At 66.9% G+C, this 16,771-nt stretch carries 14 protein-coding genes and 1 pseudogene; 1 reads left to right on the top strand and 14 read right to left on the bottom strand.

The features are described 5' to 3' along the window. Window positions 1–143 precede the first annotated feature (143 nt). The 13 genes and pseudogenes from GSQ95_RS27190 to GSQ95_RS15990 all read right to left on the bottom strand — a co-directional run bounded on the left by GSQ95_RS27190 (window position 144) and on the right by GSQ95_RS15990 (window position 15,226). Window positions 144–878, bottom strand: coding sequence for a methyl-accepting chemotaxis protein (locus GSQ95_RS27190; protein WP_372241643.1), 735 nt, complete (start codon window positions 876–878; stop codon window positions 144–146). Between the two features lie 123 nt (window positions 879–1,001). Beyond that, window positions 1,002–1,172, bottom strand: a pseudogene (locus GSQ95_RS27185) (HAMP domain-containing protein); the annotation flags it as partial. Window positions 1,173–2,276: 1,104 nt separating this feature from the next. Further along, complete coding sequence (locus GSQ95_RS16040; protein WP_059316388.1) at window positions 2,277–3,572, bottom strand: adenylosuccinate synthase; 1,296 nt, start codon at window positions 3,570–3,572, stop codon at window positions 2,277–2,279. A gap of 78 nt (window positions 3,573–3,650) precedes the next feature. Continuing rightward, window positions 3,651–4,838, bottom strand: coding sequence for an ATP phosphoribosyltransferase regulatory subunit (locus GSQ95_RS16035; RefSeq protein ID WP_158891389.1), 1,188 nt, complete (start codon window positions 4,836–4,838; stop codon window positions 3,651–3,653). 255 nt (window positions 4,839–5,093) lie between these two features. After that, the gene (gene hflC, locus GSQ95_RS16030) at window positions 5,094–5,963 is read right to left on the bottom strand and encodes a protease modulator HflC (RefSeq protein WP_017642910.1); all 870 of its coding nucleotides are present in this window, start codon (window positions 5,961–5,963) and stop codon (window positions 5,094–5,096) included. Beyond that, window positions 5,963–7,150, bottom strand: a complete 1,188-nt coding sequence (gene hflK / locus GSQ95_RS16025) for an FtsH protease activity modulator HflK (RefSeq protein WP_158891391.1) — start codon at window positions 7,148–7,150, stop codon at window positions 5,963–5,965. Before hflK ends, hflC begins: the two co-directional genes overlap by 1 nt. 98 nt (window positions 7,151–7,248) lie before the next feature. After that, window positions 7,249–8,553, bottom strand: a complete 1,305-nt coding sequence (gene hflX, locus GSQ95_RS16020; RefSeq protein WP_158891393.1) for a ribosome rescue GTPase HflX — start codon at window positions 8,551–8,553, stop codon at window positions 7,249–7,251. Window positions 8,554–8,573: 20 nt separating this feature from the next. After that, window positions 8,574–8,819 carry an RNA chaperone Hfq gene (gene hfq / locus GSQ95_RS16015; RefSeq protein ID WP_007161156.1) on the bottom strand — a complete coding sequence of 82 codons (246 nt, stop codon included), beginning with the start codon at window positions 8,817–8,819 and terminating at the stop codon, window positions 8,574–8,576. An 87-nt stretch (window positions 8,820–8,906) separates the two neighbouring features. Beyond that, on the bottom strand, window positions 8,907–9,887 hold the full coding sequence (miaA, locus tag GSQ95_RS16010) for a tRNA (adenosine(37)-N6)-dimethylallyltransferase MiaA (protein ID WP_158891395.1): 981 nt from the start codon (window positions 9,885–9,887) through the stop codon (window positions 8,907–8,909). A gap of 42 nt (window positions 9,888–9,929) precedes the next feature. Beyond that, on the bottom strand, window positions 9,930–11,828 hold the full coding sequence (mutL, locus tag GSQ95_RS16005) for a DNA mismatch repair endonuclease MutL (protein WP_158891397.1): 1,899 nt from the start codon (window positions 11,826–11,828) through the stop codon (window positions 9,930–9,932). Further along, window positions 11,821–13,251, bottom strand: coding sequence for an N-acetylmuramoyl-L-alanine amidase (locus GSQ95_RS16000; RefSeq protein ID WP_158891399.1), 1,431 nt, complete (start codon window positions 13,249–13,251; stop codon window positions 11,821–11,823). Before GSQ95_RS16000 ends, mutL begins: the two co-directional genes overlap by 8 nt. A gap of 38 nt (window positions 13,252–13,289) precedes the next feature. Further along, window positions 13,290–13,751 carry a tRNA (adenosine(37)-N6)-threonylcarbamoyltransferase complex ATPase subunit type 1 TsaE gene (tsaE, locus tag GSQ95_RS15995; RefSeq protein WP_158891401.1) on the bottom strand — a complete coding sequence of 154 codons (462 nt, stop codon included), beginning with the start codon at window positions 13,749–13,751 and terminating at the stop codon, window positions 13,290–13,292. Next, complete coding sequence (locus tag GSQ95_RS15990; protein WP_158891403.1) at window positions 13,739–15,226, bottom strand: NAD(P)H-hydrate dehydratase; 1,488 nt, start codon at window positions 15,224–15,226, stop codon at window positions 13,739–13,741. Before GSQ95_RS15990 ends, tsaE begins: the two co-directional genes overlap by 13 nt. A gap of 61 nt (window positions 15,227–15,287) precedes the next feature. Between GSQ95_RS15990 and queG the strand changes: the two genes are divergently transcribed. Beyond that, complete coding sequence (gene queG, locus GSQ95_RS15985) at window positions 15,288–16,352, top strand: tRNA epoxyqueuosine(34) reductase QueG (RefSeq protein ID WP_158891405.1); 1,065 nt, start codon at window positions 15,288–15,290, stop codon at window positions 16,350–16,352. A 16-nt stretch (window positions 16,353–16,368) separates the two neighbouring features. Here the strand turns inward: queG and GSQ95_RS15980 are convergent. Beyond that, window positions 16,369–16,771, bottom strand: a 403-nt coding sequence (locus GSQ95_RS15980; protein ID WP_158973851.1) for a DUF2931 family protein, incomplete at its 5' end; no start/stop codon positions are given.

The following is a 16,771-nucleotide window of genomic DNA, read 5'->3' as shown; positions in this document are numbered from 1 at the left end:
TCAGGTCCTAGCGGTGGCAACACCGTGGAAGTTCGAGTCTTCTCCTGGGCACCAATACCAAGCGGACGATCCCAGATCGGACGCAACAGAAAAAACCGGCCTCGGCCGGTTTTTTCTTGCCCGCGAAAAGGCGCGGGTCTCCCCTACGCCTTGAACTGCCCCAGACTGCCGTGCAGCTGAGCAGCCAGTTCCGCCAGGGTACGACTGCTGTCCGCGGTGGCCGCCACCGACTGGGCTGCACGCAGCGCCTCGCCATGGATGACCTCGACTCGCTGGCGCACCGCCGCGGCACCCGCCGCCTGGCGCTGGGCGGCCTGGGCAGCCGTGCTCATGCTGGCATGCACCTGGTCCACTGCGCGGTGGACATCCTGCTGGATGCGCTTGCTGTCGCGCAGCACGGTCAACCCGCTGCTGGCCTGCTGCCGCGCCGCGCCTATGGCGGCGACCGCTTCGCGTGCCCCGTCCTGCAGTCCGGCGATGTGCGTCCGGATGCTGCCGGTGGACTCCTGGGTCTTGCTGGCCAGCGCCCGCACCTCATCGGCGACTACCGCGAAGCCACGCCCGCTCTCGCCGGCCCTAGCCGCCTCGATGGCCGCATTGAGCGCCAGCAGATTGGTCTGCTCGGCGATCCCACGGATCACGTCCAGCACCACCTCGATCTGCTCGCTTTGCGCGGCCAGCCGCTCGATCACCCGGGCACCCGACTCGACCTGGGTCACCAGCCCCTCGATACCTTCGGCCACCTCGGTGGCGATCCGGGCATTGCTCTGGGCCGAGCTGCGGATGGCTTCCACCTGCTGCAGCGCGCCCTGCATGGCCAGGCTTTCGCCCTCGGCCTCCGCGGCGATGCCGGACAAGGCCTCCAGGCTGCGGGCCACCTCTTCGCGCTGACGCAGCGCTGCCGCTTCGGCGGTGGCGCTGCTGCCGGCCAGGCCGCGGATTTCCTCGCCGGTGCGTGCGGCGACGCCATGGGCCTCGCCTACCAGCGGTTGCAATTTGGCCAGGAAGCGATCGACCGCGCCACCCAACGCCTGGATCTCATCGCCCTGCCCCAGCTGCAGGCGGCGGGTCAGATCCCCCTCCCCGGCCGCCAGATCGTCCAGCGCCCGCTGCAGCACGCCGATCCGGCGCAGCACCCGTCGACCCAGCACCAGCGCCACGGCCACGACCATCACCACGCCAACCACGACCAGCCCCAGGGCGATCTGCCAGCGCAGCGCGCCCGCCAGGGCGGCGACCGTCTCACCGGCATTGCGACTCATGGCCAGGGCGGCCTGGCGAGTGCCTTCCAGGCGCGTCGCCAGGGTCGCGGCACTGCCTTTGGCGGCGGCCGTCACGCTGCTGGAGACCAGAACGCCAGCGTCGTCGATCAGACTCTTGAAGCTCTGATCCAGGGCCGCGCCGGTGCGCTCGATGACCTGAGTGGAAAAGCCCACCACCACCTTGCCGATCTCCACGCCATTGGGACTGATGGAGGCATCCACGCGATAGACCGAGGGATCCCGGGTCGCCGCATCCAGCACCTTGGCCAGGGCACCCTCGCCCTGCCCCATGGCGAGCAGGCGCGCCACGCGCTCATCCTGACGATTGAGATAACGGGTCAGATTCTGGCCCTGGGCATCCTGGAACACCACGAACAGCACCTCGGGATTGCCCTGCGCCCGCCGCGCCAGGTCGGACAGCGCCGGTACATCGGCATCCCACATCGCCTTGGGCGCCACGCCCGCCAGCAACTCGGCCAGATTCTGCGCATTGCTCTTGAGGGTAGCGGTCAGGGTCTCACCCACCTGCTGCCGCTCGCGCGCCAGGCGTTGCGCAAGCCCCTCGGCCAGCCGCGTGCGGGTCTGCCCGGCCAGCTCGGCAAGACTGCCATCCACCTCGCCACCGGCCTGGCGCAGGGTCTCGGCGAGCTGCTCGGATTCACCGGACAGGCGTGCGGCCAGACCGGACTGCAGGCCCTTCACCGCATCCTGGGTCAGCCAGAGCGCCAGACCCACCTGGAGAACGACGGCGAGCAACAGACTGATGAATACCGGCAGCAACAGGCGGCTGCGCAGCAGCGACAAGAGAAACGACATGGGGGTCTCCAGCGGCGAGGGACATTTACAGGCTGTCGGCCAACTCGAGGAGAGCTGGAGCCTCAGCGATAAATAGTCATAGCAATATGCTGGCCATTTCGGACCAGCGGCCGTCCCCGACCTACCAGCGCCTCTCGCACCCCGAAAACAGAAAAGCCCCACGGGGCGGGGCTTTTCAGGCTGCATCCTTTTAGCGCATCAGGCGAAAGGATGGCGCAGCACGATGGTTTCCTTGCGATCCGGACCGGTCGAAACGATGTCGATCGGCGCCTCGACCAGCTCGGCGATACGGCGGATGTAGGCCTGGGCATTGGCCGGCAGCGCCTCGAGGCTCTGGGCACCCACGGTGGATTCGCTCCAGCCGGGCATGTCCTCGTAGACCGGCTGCAGACCGATGTAGCTGTCGGCGTCGGTAGGCGCCTCGGTCAGCAGGTTGCCGGCGGCATCCTTGTAACCGGTGCAGATACGCACGGTTTCCAGACCGTCGAGCACGTCCAGCTTGGTCAGGCACAGGCCGGAGATGCTGTTGATCTCGATGGAGCGACGCAGGATGACGGCGTCGAACCAGCCGCAACGGCGCGGACGCCCGGTGACGGAGCCGAACTCATGACCCTGCTTGGCCAGGTAGGCGCCGGTCTCGTCGAACAGTTCGGTCGGGAAGGGACCCGAGCCGACGCGGGTGGTGTAGGCCTTGGTGATGCCGAGGATGTAGTCCAGATACAGCGGACCCACGCCGGAACCGGTCGCCACGCCACCGGCGGTGGTGTTGGAACTGGTGACGAAAGGATAGGTGCCGTGGTCGATGTCCAGCAGGGTGCCCTGGGCACCTTCGAACATCAGGTTCTCACCGGCCTTGCGCAGCTCGTGCAGACGGCTGACGACGTCCATGACCAGCGGCTGCATGACCTTGGCGTGCTCCATCGCCTCGTCGTAGGTCTTCTGGAAGTCCACCGGCGGCTCGTTGAAGTAGTTCTGCAGGACGAAATTGTGGTAATCCAGCACTTCCTTGAGCTTGACCGCGAAACGCTCCGGGTGGAACAGATCGCCGACACGCAGACCGCGACGGGCGATCTTGTCTTCGTAGGCCGGGCCGATGCCGCGACCAGTGGTGCCGATCTTGGCTTCGCCACGGGCCTTCTCACGCGCCTGATCCAGGGCCACGTGATAGGGCAGGATCAGCGAGCAGGCCGAGCTGATGCGCAGGCGCTCGCGCACCGGCACGCCGCGCGCTTCCAGCTCGCCGACTTCCTTGAACAGGGCTTCCGGCGACAGCACCACGCCATTGCCGATCAGGCACTGGGTGTCGGCGCGCAGGATGCCCGAGGGAATCAGCCGCAGGATGGTCTTCTGGCCATCGATGACCAGCGTGTGGCCGGCGTTGTGGCCGCCCTGATAACGCACCACGGCAGCGGCCTGGTCGGTCAGCAGGTCCACGATCTTGCCCTTGCCCTCATCACCCCACTGGGTGCCCAGGACGACGACGTTCTTACCCATAACCTTATCCCCTGTCAGGAAGATTTCTGTCGGCCAGGCCGACGATGCTCACGTTCACCCGGATGCCAGATCCGGTGCTTAGGAATTCAAGGGCACCACGACCCAGGCGCCCTGCTGCTCGACCAGGCGGCGATCGCAACCCGAGCTGTGCAGCTGGTCCGCGTCATCATGACCGGTGGCCTGGACCACCCGCTCGCCCGCGGCGCGCAATTCGCGCACCGCCTGCCAGAGCACCGGCGCATGGCCAGCCGGCGCCCAGATACCGCGGCGCGGCTCGTCGAGCACGGCGGTGCCCAGCTCGACGAGGGTCTTCAGATCGGTGGAAAAGCCGGTGGCGGGACGCGAACGGCCGAAGTCGGCGCCGATGTTGTCATAGCGACCACCCTGGGCGATGGACTGCCCGGTGCCCGGCACGAAGGCGGCGAAGACCACCCCGGTGTGGTAGTGATAACCGCGCAACTCGCCCAGATCGAAATACAGCGGCACGCCCGGGAAACGCCCCTTGAGCGAATCGGCCAGGGCGATCAGCTCGTCCAGCGACTGCAGGACGCCTGCGGGCGCACCCGCCAGGCGCTGCCGGGCCTGGTCGAGCACCGCGGCATCGCCGCTGAGCTCGACCAGGGCACGCAGCCAGCCGCGCTCGGCGGCGGGCAACTCGGCGGTCAGCTCGGCGATCTCGTCGACCGCCTTGCGCTGCAGGGCATCGAACAGCTGCTGCTCGCTGGCGCCGGAGATGCCGGCCGCCTGGCACAGCCCGCGATAGATCCCCACGTGCCCCAGATCCATGTGGATATCGGGCACCTGGGCCTGCTCGAGCACATCGAGCATCAGGCTGATGACTTCCAGATCCCCTTCGCTGCCGGGCACGCCATAGAGCTCGGCGCCGACCTGGATCGGGCTGCGCGAGGTGGACAGGGCACGGGGACGGGTATGCAGCACGCTGCCGGCATAGCACAGTCGGCTCGGGCCGCTCTGCTTGAGGCTATGGGCTTCCATGCGCGCCACCTGGGGCGTGATGTCGGAGCGGAAGCCCATGAGGCGACCGGAACTGGGATCGGTCACCTTGAAGGTGCGCAGCTCCAGCTCCTTGGCCGCGCCGGTGAGCAGCGATTCCAGGAATTCCAGGTGCGGGGTGATGACGAACTCGTAGCCCCAGCAATGGAACAGTTCCAGCACCCGGCGCCGAGCGCCTTCGATGCGCGCCGCGTCGGGCGGCAGGATTTCCTCGATACTGTCAGGCAGCAGCCAGCGGTCTACCGTAGCCATTAGGCCTCTTCTCCATGTCATGGATCGGCACGCGGCTGCCGAGGTCGGCGCAGTGGATTCCTGGAGAATCCTGCCGCCGGATCAAGCCGCTCTGCCGTGGATTGCTACCCGGATCAGCCAGGGCGTCGCCCTTCCACGGGTTTCGTACGGACGCAAAAAAGCCGGGGATGGCCCCGGCTGATTCATGATAACACGAAAAAATCGGCGATCGGGGATGAACGACGAGCGAAGCCTAGCCGCCGCTCATCCCGGACCTCACTGCCCCGGACTCTGGAAATACTTGAAGAAATCGCTCTTCGGATCCAGCACCAGGACATCGCTCTTGCTGGAGAAGCTGGAGCGATAGGCCTGCAGGCTGCGATAGAAGGAGAAGAACGACGGATTCTTCGAGTAGGCCTGGGAATACACCTGGGCCGCCTGGGCATCACCCTCACCACGGGCCTGTTCGGCCTGGCGATAGGCTTCGGCCAGCAGCACGCGGCGCTGACGATCGGCGTCGGCACGGATGCCTTCGGCCAGTTCGCGACCCTTGGCCCGGTGCTCACGGGCTTCCCGTTCACGCTCGGTACTCATCCGCTCATAGACGCTGCGGCTGACTTCCTTGGGCAGGTCGATGGCCTTGACGCGTACGTCCAGCACCTCGATACCCAGCTCCTGGTTGGCCATCTTGTTCAGCGCCGCGGTCAGCGAACCGACCATGGCATCCCGCTCACCGGAGACCACCTCGTGCAGGGTGCGACGACCGAACTGGTCACGCAGTCCCGCTTCCAGGCGGCGCAGCAGGCGTTCGTCGGCGATCTGCTTGAGACCCGAAGTCGCGGTGTAGTAGCGATCGGCATTGAAGATGCGCCACTTGGCGTAGGCATCGACCATCACCGCTTTCTTTTCCAGCGTCAGGAAACGCTGCGTCGGGGTATCCAGCGTCTGCAGGCGGGCATCGAACTTGCGTACCCGGTTGACGTACGGGATCTTGAAGTGCAGACCGGGCTCCAGGTTGGGCTCGACCACGCGACCGAAGCGCAGCATCACCGCGCGCTCGGTCTCCTTCACCACGAACAGACTGCTCCAGGCCGCAAGGCCCAGAACGACCACGACGATCAGCGCGGCCAGCGATTTGTTGCTCATCAGCGGCTCTCCCTCGTACGCGCTTCGGTGGACTGCGGCAGATTGCGAATGACCGAGGCCGCCGTGTCGCTCGATGCCGCCGGGGCAGCACCGCTGCTGATGGCCGAGGTCGGTGCCGGGGCACGGTTCTGCATCAGCTTGTCGAGCGGCAGATAGAGCAGATTCTGGCCGGCCTGACCGGTGACCATGATCTTGCTCGACTGGCCAAGCACTTCCTGCATCGTCTCGATGTACAGACGCTCGCGGGTCAGCTGCGGATTGGCCGCGTACTGGACCGCCAGCTGGCTGAAGCGCGAGGCATCACCCTGGGCCCGGGCCACGACTTCGTCGCGATAGCCGTTGGCCTCCTCGATGATGCGCTGGGCAGCACCGCGAGCCTCGGGGATCACGCCGTTGGCATAGGCTTCGGCCTGGTTCTTCTCGCGCTGCTCATCCTCGCGAGCACGGATCACGTCGTCGAAGGCTTCCTGAACTTCACGCGGCGCCGCGGCGCTCTGGATGTTCACCTGGGTCACGGTGATGCCGGTGCCGTAGGTGTCGAGGAAGCGCTGCAGACGCTCGCGCACATTGGTGGCGACCTGCTCGCGGCCGTCGGTCAGCAACTGATCCATGGTCGAGGAGCCGGCCACGTGGCGCACCGCGCTGTCGGTCGCCTGCTGCAGGCTGACCTCGGGCTGGTCGACGTTGAGGACGAAGTCCTTGAGGTTGGTGATGCGGTACTGGACGGTCAGCGGCACCTCGACGATGTTCTCGTCCTGGGTCAGCATGGCGCCCTGCTTGCTGTAGGCCCGCTCACGGGTCACGTTTTCCTGGTACTTGGTCTCGAAGGGCGGGAAGTAGATGTTCAGGCCGGGCCCTACCGTCTCATGGTATTTGCCCAGGCGCAGCACCACCGCCTGCTCCTGCTCGTCCACAACGTAGACGGCGTTGTACAGCCAGAGCGCGCCGACCAGCAGTACGCCCAGGAGCAGCAAGCCCTTGCCACCACCCGAGCCGAAACTGTCGCCGCCACTGCCGCCGGACCGCTTCTTGCCGCCGACCAGGCGGTTGATGCGGTCCTGAAACTTACGCAAGGCTTCGTCGAGATCCGGCGGCCCCTTGCGTCCACCATTGCCGCCACCGTTGTTGTTGCGGCCGCCCCAGGGGTCTTGATTGTTCGAGTTGCCACCGGGCTCGTTCCAAGCCATAGCGCTCTCCCTACTGATAACGCGAAAACGCGCCGAAATGGCGCGCCGACCAATGCTACCGGATGGTCCCTGCCCGAACAAAAGCGCCGAGCGGGGGTTTATTGCAAAACATGTTGCTGGATAAAGACTTCCGGCTCTTCACCGGCCCGGCTGAGCAGTCGATTGAGTTCGGCGCGGGGTACTCGTACAGACAACAGGATGTTGCCTTCGTCATCATGATCGTCCTGGCGAACCACGCCCAGGTCAAACAGCTGCGCGCGCAGCCGGGCATGCCGCTGGGGCAGGCGCAGCACGCCGACGAAGAGATCCTCGCCGAGCAATTCGGCGACGGCCTGGCCGACCAGCTCCAGACCGCGACCTTCGCGCGCCGACACCCAGACCCGGATCGGGCGCCCGGTTTCGTCGTCGCGCTGGATATGCGGCTCGACCCCGTCGAGCAGATCGAGCTTGTTGTAGATTTCCAGCATCGGCAGCTCATCGGCGCCGATTTCGTGCAGCACCGCCTCGACCTGCTCGATCTGCAGCTGGCGATCGTCCTCGTGGGCATCGATCACGTGCAGCAACAGGTCGGAGTTGCTGGATTCCTCCAGGGTCGCGCGAAAGGCCTCGACCAGCTTGTGCGGCAGATGGCGGATGAAGCCCACGGTATCGGCCAGCACGATCGGCCCCAGATCCGGCAGCTCCAGACGGCGCAGGGTGGGATCGAGGGTGGCGAACAGCAGGTTGGCCGCATAGACGCCGGATTCGGTGAGGCTGTTGAACAGGGTGGACTTGCCGGCATTGGTATAGCCGACCAGGGACACCGAGGGAATCTCGGCCCGCCGACGCCCGCGCCGGGCCTGCTCGCGCTGGCTGCGCACCTTGTCCAGGCGCTGGCGGATCTGGCGGATGCGGATCCGCAGCAGACGACGGTCGGTCTCCAGCTGGGTTTCACCCGGGCCGCGCAGACCAATACCGCCCTTCTGGCGTTCGAGGTGGGTCCAGCCGCGTACCAGCCGCGTGCTCATATGTTCGAGCTGGGCGAGCTCCACCTGCAGCTTGCCCTCGTGGGTCCGGGCGCGCTGGGCGAAGATATCGAGAATGAGGCCCGTGCGGTCGAGGACGCGGCACTCGAAGGCTTTTTCGAGGTTGCGTTCCTGACTGGGCGTGAGGTCATGGTTGAAGATGACCAGATCGGCGGCATGGGCGTGCACCTGGTCGTGCAGTTCTTCGACCTTGCCGGTACCGATGAGATAACGCGCGGTCGGCTGGCTGCGATTCACCGTGACGAAAGACACGGTCTCCGCACCCGCCGATCGCGCGAGTTCGAGAAACTCCTGAGGATCTTCGCGCGCCTCGGGATGCAGGCCTTCCAAATGGACCAGAATGGCCCGCTCACCACCTTCGTGACGCTCGAAGAACAACAGGGCGCTCCTCTTGTTATTTATTCGCTATCCGACTCGCTCGTCTCGGAGCTGGGCAGACGGACCGGGCGGCTCGGCACCACGGTGGAGATTGCATGCTTGTAGACCATCTGGCTGACGGTGTTCTTGAGCAGAATCACGAACTGGTCGAAGGACTCGATCTGACCCTGCAGCTTGATACCGTTGACGAGATAGATGGAAACCGGAACGCGCTCTTTACGCAGGGTGTTCAGGTAAGGGTCTTGTAGCGAATGCCCTTTTGACATCGTGTCGCTCTCCTAAGGAAATGAAAATACCGATCTGGCGACATGCCAGTTTCCGCTGCCCACCATGGACACGCGGACAAAAACGATTCAGCTGTGGGGCGATATGGTGTCACCGGCCAGGCATTTCAAGATCCGCGGCAGATTGTCACAAGCCAGGCTGTCGAAGCTGTGCGCGGCGGGCCAGCCACGCAACCAGGTCAACTGCCGCTTCGCCAATTGCCGCGTCGCCGCCACGCCACGCGCCACCATCTCTTCCCGCGTGCAATCCCCTTCCAGGAACTCCCACACCTGACGATAGCCTACGGATCGCATGGACGGCAGACCAGGATGCAGATCGGGACGTTCCCGCAAGGCTGAAACTTCGTCGATGAAGCCCTGTTCCAGCATCAGATTGAAGCGCTCGGCGATACGCGCATGGAGCACCTCACGCCGACCGGGCGCCAGGATCAATTGGGCCACAGTATAGGGTAATTGCGTCTGGGGCGCGCCGTTCGAATCGGCATTGGCGCTCATTTGCAGCGCGCGATGCGCGGTCATCGACTGACCGCTGACCCGATACACCTCGAGGGCGCGCAGGAGGCGCTGGGGGTCGTTGGGATGGATGCGCGCGGCCGACACCGGATCGACCTCGGCCAGTTGTCTATGAATCTCGCCCCAGCCCGCCGTGGCCGCCAGCGCCTCGATCTCGGCGCGCACCCCGGCATCGGCACCGGGCATGTCGGCCAGGCCTTCGAGCAGGGCCTTGAAATAGAGCATGGTGCCGCCCACCAGCAGGGGGATGCGTCCGGCCGCGGTGATCTCGGCCATGGCCGCCAGGGCATCGGCCCGAAATTCGGCGGCGGAATAGCTCTCGGCGGGATCGCGGATGTCCACCAGCCGGTGCGGATGGGCGGCCAGCAGCTCGGCGCCGGGTTTGGCGGTGCCTATGTCCATGCCGCGATAGATGAGCGCCGAGTCCACGCTGATCAGCTCGACGGGCAGCAGCCGTGCCAGTTCGATGGCGAGATCGGTCTTGCCGGAGGCGGTCGGGCCCATGAGGAAGATGGCGGGCGGCAGGGGGGCGGTCATGAGGGATTCTCGAAGGGCGCCGCGCGGGACACGGCGGGGCGGTCAGCGGCCGCGCAGGAAGAGTTTGTCCAGGTCGTCCAGGCTGAGCTGGGCCCAGGTGGGCCGACCGTGGTTGCACTGGCCGCTGCGCTCGGTGGTTTCCATGTCGCGCAGCAGGGCATTCATCTCAGGCAGGGTCAGCCGCCGGTTGGCGCGTACCGAGCCATGGCAGGCCATGGTGCCGAGCAATTCGTTGAGGTGCGCCTGGATGCGATCGCTGGTGCCATAGTCCAGCAGGTCGGCGAGCACGTCCTGCACCAGTCGCGCGGCCTGGGCCTGCTTGAGCAGCGCGGGGATCTGCCGGATGGCCAGGGTCTCGGGGCTGAGCCGCTGCAATTCGAAGCCGAGCCGCTCGAACCACTGGCCGTGCTCTTCGGCGCAATCGGCCTCGCGCTCGCTGACCGCCAGGGATTCCGGCACCAGCAGCGGCTGACCGCGCAGGCCTTCGCTGGCCATGGCCACCTTGAGCCGCTCGTAGGTGATGCGCTCGTGGGCGGCGTGCATGTCCACCAGGATCAGGCCCTGGGCATTCTCGGCGAGGATGTAGATGCCCTTGAGTTGCGCCAGGGCATAACCCAGCGGCGGTACGTCGCCCTGTTCCACCGGCAGGGACGCGGCTTCGGCACCCTCCGGCAGCGGCGCGAAGAAGGCCTTGTAGGCGCTCTGCACCTCGGCCACCGGCGCGCCCGCATAGGGCTGCGGGGTGGGCGCGTAATGCGCGGCGCCACCCGCCCCGCCACCACCGGCGAAGGGCTGGGCCGGCGGCGCAGGGCTGTCGTGCAACATAGCGGCGGCCAGGCGCATCTCGCCCTGGGGGCCGAATTCACCGGCGGCCGGACCGCTCAGCGGCGCCGGGGTCGTGGGCGCCACCACGGCGATCTGGTCGTCGGGACGGATATCGCCGAGGGCGCGGTGCAGGGTGCCGTAGAGGAAGTCGTGCACCTGGCGGCTGTCGCGGAAACGCACCTCGTGCTTGGTGGGATGGACGTTGACGTCCACCACCGCCGGATCCACTTCCAGGAACAGCACGAAGGCCGGGTGGCGGCCGTTGTAGAGAACGTCGCGATAGGCCTGGCGCACCGCATGGGCGACCAGCTTGTCGCGCACCATGCGGCCGTTGACATAGAAGTACTGCAGATCCGCCTGGCTGCGCGAAAAGGTCGGCAGGCCGACCCAGCCCCACAGGCGCAGGCCGTTGCGCTCGTGCTCCAGCGGCAGCGCCTGTTCGAGAAAAGCCGGGCTGCAGACTGCGCCGACTCGCCGCCCCTGGCTCTGGGGATCGCTCGCCGGATGCAGGGCCAGCACGCTCTTGCCGTTGTGTCGCAGATGAAAACCCACGTCGAAGCGCGCCAGCGCCAGGCGCCGCACCACTTCCTGCAGGTGATCGAATTCGGTCTTTTCGGCGCGCAGGAACTTGCGCCGCGCCGGGGTATTGAAGAATAGGTCGCGCACCTCCACCGAGGTGCCCTGGGGATGGGCGGCGGGCTGCACCCGTGGCTGCATCTCGCGGCCTTCGGTCTCCACCTGCCAGGCCTGGTCCTCGCCGCGAAAACGCGAGGTCAGGGTGAGGCGCGACACCGAACTGACCGACGCCAGGGCCTCGCCGCGAAAGCCCAGGCTGGTGACGCTTTCCAATTCGTCCAGGTGATAGATCTTGCTGGTGGCGTGGCGCGCCAGGGCCAGGTGCAGGTCATCCGCCGGGATGCCGTGACCGTCGTCGCGGATGCGCAGCAGCTTGACCCCGCCCTGTTCCACCTCGATGTCGATGCGCCGGGCACCGGCGTCCAGGCTGTTCTCCAGCAGCTCCTTGGCCACCGAGGCGGGGCGTTCGACCACCTCGCCGGCGGCGATCTGGTTGGACAGCCGCGGGCTGAGCAGCTGGATGCGCCGGGGTTCAGTCATTGCTGGCCGCCAGTTCGTGGGTGGGGATGGTCAACACCTGACCAGAGCGGATGCGATTGCCACGCAGCCCGTTGGCGGCGCGCAGGGTGGAGAGATCGACATCATAGCGACGGGCGATGAGGCTCAGGCTTTCGCCGGGCTGCACCCGGTGCTGATCGAAGCCGCGCACGCTGCCTACCTTGTCGCCCCGCTGCTCGCGCTGCCAGGCCAGGTAGGTGCCTGGCGGCGGACGATGCTGGAAGTACTGCACGATACCGGCCTGGATCTGCCGGGCGAGCAGACCCTGGTGCGCCGGACTGGCCAGCTTGGCCGACTCGTTGGCATTAGTGATGAAGCCGGTCTCCACCAGGATCGAGGGGATGTCCGGCGATTTCAGCACCATGAAACCGGCCTGCTCCACCCGCGAATGCAGGAGCTTGGTCGCGCGCCCGACCTGACCGAGGATGGTCTGGCCGACCTCCAGGCTGGAGGCCACGGTGGCGGTCATGGACAGGTCCATGAGCACCCCGGCGAGCATCGGGTCCTTGTTGTCCAGGGCATCGGACACCCCACCAACCTGGTCGGAGCGGTTTTCCGCATCGGCCAGCCAGCGCGCCGCCTCGGAGGTGGCGCCGCGCTGGGACAGGGCGAAGACGGTGACGCCCTCGGCGCTGGCGCTGGGTGCGGAGTCGGCATGGATGGAGATGAACAGGTCGGCCCCCTTCTTGCGGGCGATGACCTGTCGTTGGCGCAACGGGATGAAGTAGTCGCTGGTGCGGGTCAGCTCGGCGCGAAAGCCCTTCTGCCGGTTGAGATTGGCCTGCAGCTGCTTGGCGATGGCCAGCACCACGTTCTTCTCGTACAGCCTGCCGCGGCCGATGGCGCCCGGATCCTCACCGCCATGACCGGGGTCGATCACCACCACCACGTCGCGCTTGCCGCTGGGGCTGGAGGGCAGACGGGTCGCCGGCTGGGCCGGGGTCACCGGGGTGGCCGGCAGGTTGGGCGTGACGGTGGCGGGGATGTCGCTGGCGGCCGGATCGGTGCCCTGGTCGTACAGATCGACCACCAGGCGATTGCCGTATTCCTTGTTGGGCGCCAGGGTGAAACTCTTGGGCGTCAGGGCGCCCTTGGTGTCCAGCACCAGGCGCACCTCGCCCGGCGAACGCTGGGCCGCGCGCAGGCCGGTGATGGGGGTGTTGCGCAGCGGCTTTTCGTTCAGCCCACCGTCGAGCTGTGCGCCGGACAGGTCGATGACGATGCGATCCGGGGCACTGAGGGTGAAGACACTGGCCTTGACCGGGCCGGTCAGATCGAACACCAGACGGGTATTGTCGGGCGCACGCCAGACGCGCATGCCCTTGATCTGGGTGGCGGCCAGCAACTGACTGCTGAGAATCAACAACAACAGGCCGAGTCCCGACCTGAAAAAACGCTTGCGCATGCCTGCGACCGTATAGCTGGAGAACGAGGGATCGGCGCCTAGGGCGCGAGGGCGGCGCACCAGGCCTCGCCGTGAGCGCCCTGGCTGACCAGGCGTAGATCACGGCCGTCGGCGCGTGGCGTAATGGTAATGTCCAGGTCCGGCTTTGGCAAAAAGCCCTGACCGCGCTCGGGCCATTCCACCAGGCACAAGGCCTCGGGTGTGAAGTAGTCGCGAATCCCCATGAACTCCAGCTCTTCCGGATCGGCCAGGCGGTAGAGGTCGAAGTGATAGACCGCACCGCTGGCCAGTTCGTAGGGCTCGACCAGGGTGAAGGTAGGACTCTTCACCGCGCCGCCATGGCCGAGACCGCGCAGGATGCCCCGCGACAGGGTGGTCTTGCCGGCACCGAGATCGCCGTGCAGATAGAGCACACCGCGACCGCCGCTGGCCTGGGCCAGGCGGGTACCCAGGGCATACATGGCGTCTTCGTCGGCGGCGTGCAGGGTCAGTTCAGGCATGGCTGGAGTTCCTCGAGCAACTGGCGGGCGACCGGGGGCAGATCGCTGGCGGCGAGACCGCGGCCCTGGCGACCCAGCTCGGCGCCGGCACGGCCGTGCAGCCAGGCGCCCAGGCAGGCGGCCTCGAAGGGCGCCAGCCCCTGCCCCAGCAGGGCGGCGATGATACCGGTGAGAATGTCTCCCAGGCCACCCGTGGCCATCGCCGGATGCCCTTCTCCGCACAGCGCCATGCGGCCGTCCGGGTGGGCGATCAGGGTGCCGAAGCCCTTGAGCAGCGCCACGCCGCCGTAGCGCCGCGCCAGTTCGCGGGCGCTGCCGGGGCGATCGGCCTCGATATCCTTGATCGAGACCTCCAGCAGCCGCGCCGCTTCGCCGGGATGGGGCGTCATCACCCAGGGCCCACGTGGCGCCTCGACCACCCCGGCGGCCAGCAGATTGAGGGCATCGGCGTCCCAGACCTGGGCGACGTCCAGCGTCGCGGCGGCACTGGCCAGGGCCTTGCCCCAGGCGCCCTGCCCCAGGCCCGGTCCGACCGCGAGCACATCGGCCTTCCTGGCCAGCTCCAGCACGGCGAAACTGGAATGCACCCCGGCGACCATCACTTCCGGCCGCCGCGCCAGCACCGCGGTGACGTTGGACGGTCGGGTCGCCAGGCTGAGCATGCCCACGCCACAGCGCAGCGCCGCCTCGCTGGTCATGATGGCTGCGCCACCAGTACCTTCGTCGCCGCCGATCACCAGCAGATGACCGTATTGCCCCTTGTGCGCATTGAGCGGGCGCGCCGCCAGGCGCGGCAGGTTGCCAGGCGCCAGGCGCTGGGCGGTGGCATGGGCGGGATTCTGCGGCTCCTCCACCAGCGGCTCGAACACCAGACTGCCGACGTGATCCGGGCCCTTGCCGGTGAACAGCCCGAGCTTGAGGCCGATGAAGGTGATGGTCAGATCGGCGCGCACCAGAGCGCCCGCCGCAGCGCCGGTGTCGGCATCAAGTCCGGAGGGGATGTCGATGGCCACCACCGGCAATTCGCTGGCGTTGATCCGCTCGATGGCCGCGGCATAGGGCTCGCGTGCGGCGCCCTTGAGCCCGGTGCCCAGCAAGGCGTCGACCACCACGCCTTCGAGCGGAGCGTCCGCGCGCCAGGGCCGGATGTCCACGCCGGCGGCCAGGGCCTCGGCCTGGGCCAGGGCGGCGTCGCCCTGGAGTCCGGCGGGATCGGCCAGGTACCAGACCCGCGCCTGCCAGCCCGCCTTTCGCGCCAGCGCAGCGACCAGATAGCCGTCGCCGGCATTGTTGCCACCGCCGGCCAGCACGCAGAGGGCGCCGGCATGGGGCCAGCCGTGGCGCAACGAGCGCCAGGCCGCGGCCGCCGCGCGTCTCATCAACTCGAGACCGGGCAGATCGCCGGCGATCAGTTGGGCGTCGAGATCCCGTATCTGCTGGGCGCTGTAGAGCTGGAACGGCAGTTCGTCGTGCATGCTGGGAAAGCCTCCGGAGTCTGGCAAAATAGGCGGCCCTCCTGCCTGTGCGTTCCCGTCGATGTCCGCTGTCGCTCTCGATCTCGCCGCCCTGGCCGACCTCATCAAGACCTGGGGTCGGGAATTGGGCTTTCAGCAGACCGGCATCGCCGGGCTGGATCTGGCACGTCACGAGGAACATCTGGAGCGCTGGCTGGCCGCCGGTTTCCATGGCGAGATGGACTATATGGCCGCGCACGGCAGCAAACGTTCGCGACCGGCCGAACTGGTCCCGGGGACCCTGAGGGTGGTTTCCCTGCGCATGGACTACCTGCCCGGCGACACCCGCATGAGCGAGCGCCTGGCCGACGGAGCGGCCGCCTACGTCTCGCGCTACGCCCTGGGCCGCGACTACCACAAGCTGATCCGCAAGCGCCTGCAACAACTGGCCGAGCGCATCCAGGGCGAGATCGGCCCCTTCGGCTATCGCGCCTTCGTCGACAGTGCGCCGGTGCTGGAAAAGGCCATCGCCGAACAGGCCGGCCTGGGCTGGATCGGCAAGAACACCCTGGTGCTCAATCGCAAGGCCGGCAGCTGGTTCTTTCTCGGCGAACTCTTCGTCGACGTGCCCCTGCCGGTGGACGACCCCACCCCGCGCGATCACTGCGGCACCTGCCGCGCCTGCCTGGACATCTGCCCGACCCAGGCCTTCGTCGGCCCCTATCAGCTCGACGCCCGGCGCTGCATTTCCTACCTGACCATCGAGTTCAAGGGCTCCATCCCGCTGGAGCTGCGGCCACTAATCGGCAACCGGGTCTTTGGCTGCGACGACTGCCAGCTGGTCTGTCCCTGGAATCGCTTCGCCAAGCCCACCGCCGAAGGCGATTTCCAGCCGCGCCACCGCCTGGACAGTGCCAGCCTGGCCGAACTGTTCCGCTGGACCGAAGCCGAATTCCTCAGCCGCACCGAAGGCTCGCCCCTGCGCCGCGCCGGCTACGAGCGCTGGCTGCGCAATCTGGCCGTCGGCCTGGGCAATGCCCCCACCAGCATCCCGGTTGTGGAAGCCCTGAAGCTGCAGCGCGAACACCCCTCACCCCTGGTGCGTGAGCACGTGGAATGGGCGCTGCAGCGGCACGGCGAGGCCTGAGCGTTAGGCTAGACGTTCAGAGCCCTACCGTGGTGTAGGGAATCGGCGCCCACCAGCTGCCATAAGGCACGCCGTACTTGTCGACATAGCTTTTAACTACCGGCGACAGCGGTCGGTATTTGCCGCCCGACTTGCCACCATAGGGCCCCTTGGGTTCGATCTCGGCCTGGAGGGTCAGAACTTCGATAGGATCGAGGCAGGGGCCCATGATCCAGACCTTGACCACCCCGCCGGGCGCCAGGCCGATAGTGAGGGCTTCGCGATAGTCGAAGTGATAGCCGCTTGGACACTGGTCCGGGATACGCTCTACCATCTTTGCCCTGGCCCAATCAGGGATGGTGAACAACGCGTGATAGGTTTGAGGCTCGACCATGGATTGCCAGCGTAGGGATACGACATAGGGCAGATCCAGGCCGGTC

The organism is Pseudomonas sp. BAV 4579 (assembly GCF_009765395.1).
GTDB classification, from domain to species: Bacteria; Pseudomonadota; Gammaproteobacteria; order Pseudomonadales; family Pseudomonadaceae; genus Chryseomonas; species Chryseomonas aestiva.
The sequence above is the reverse complement of the archived record's forward strand: the minus strand, read 5'-3'. Positions and strand labels throughout refer to the sequence as shown.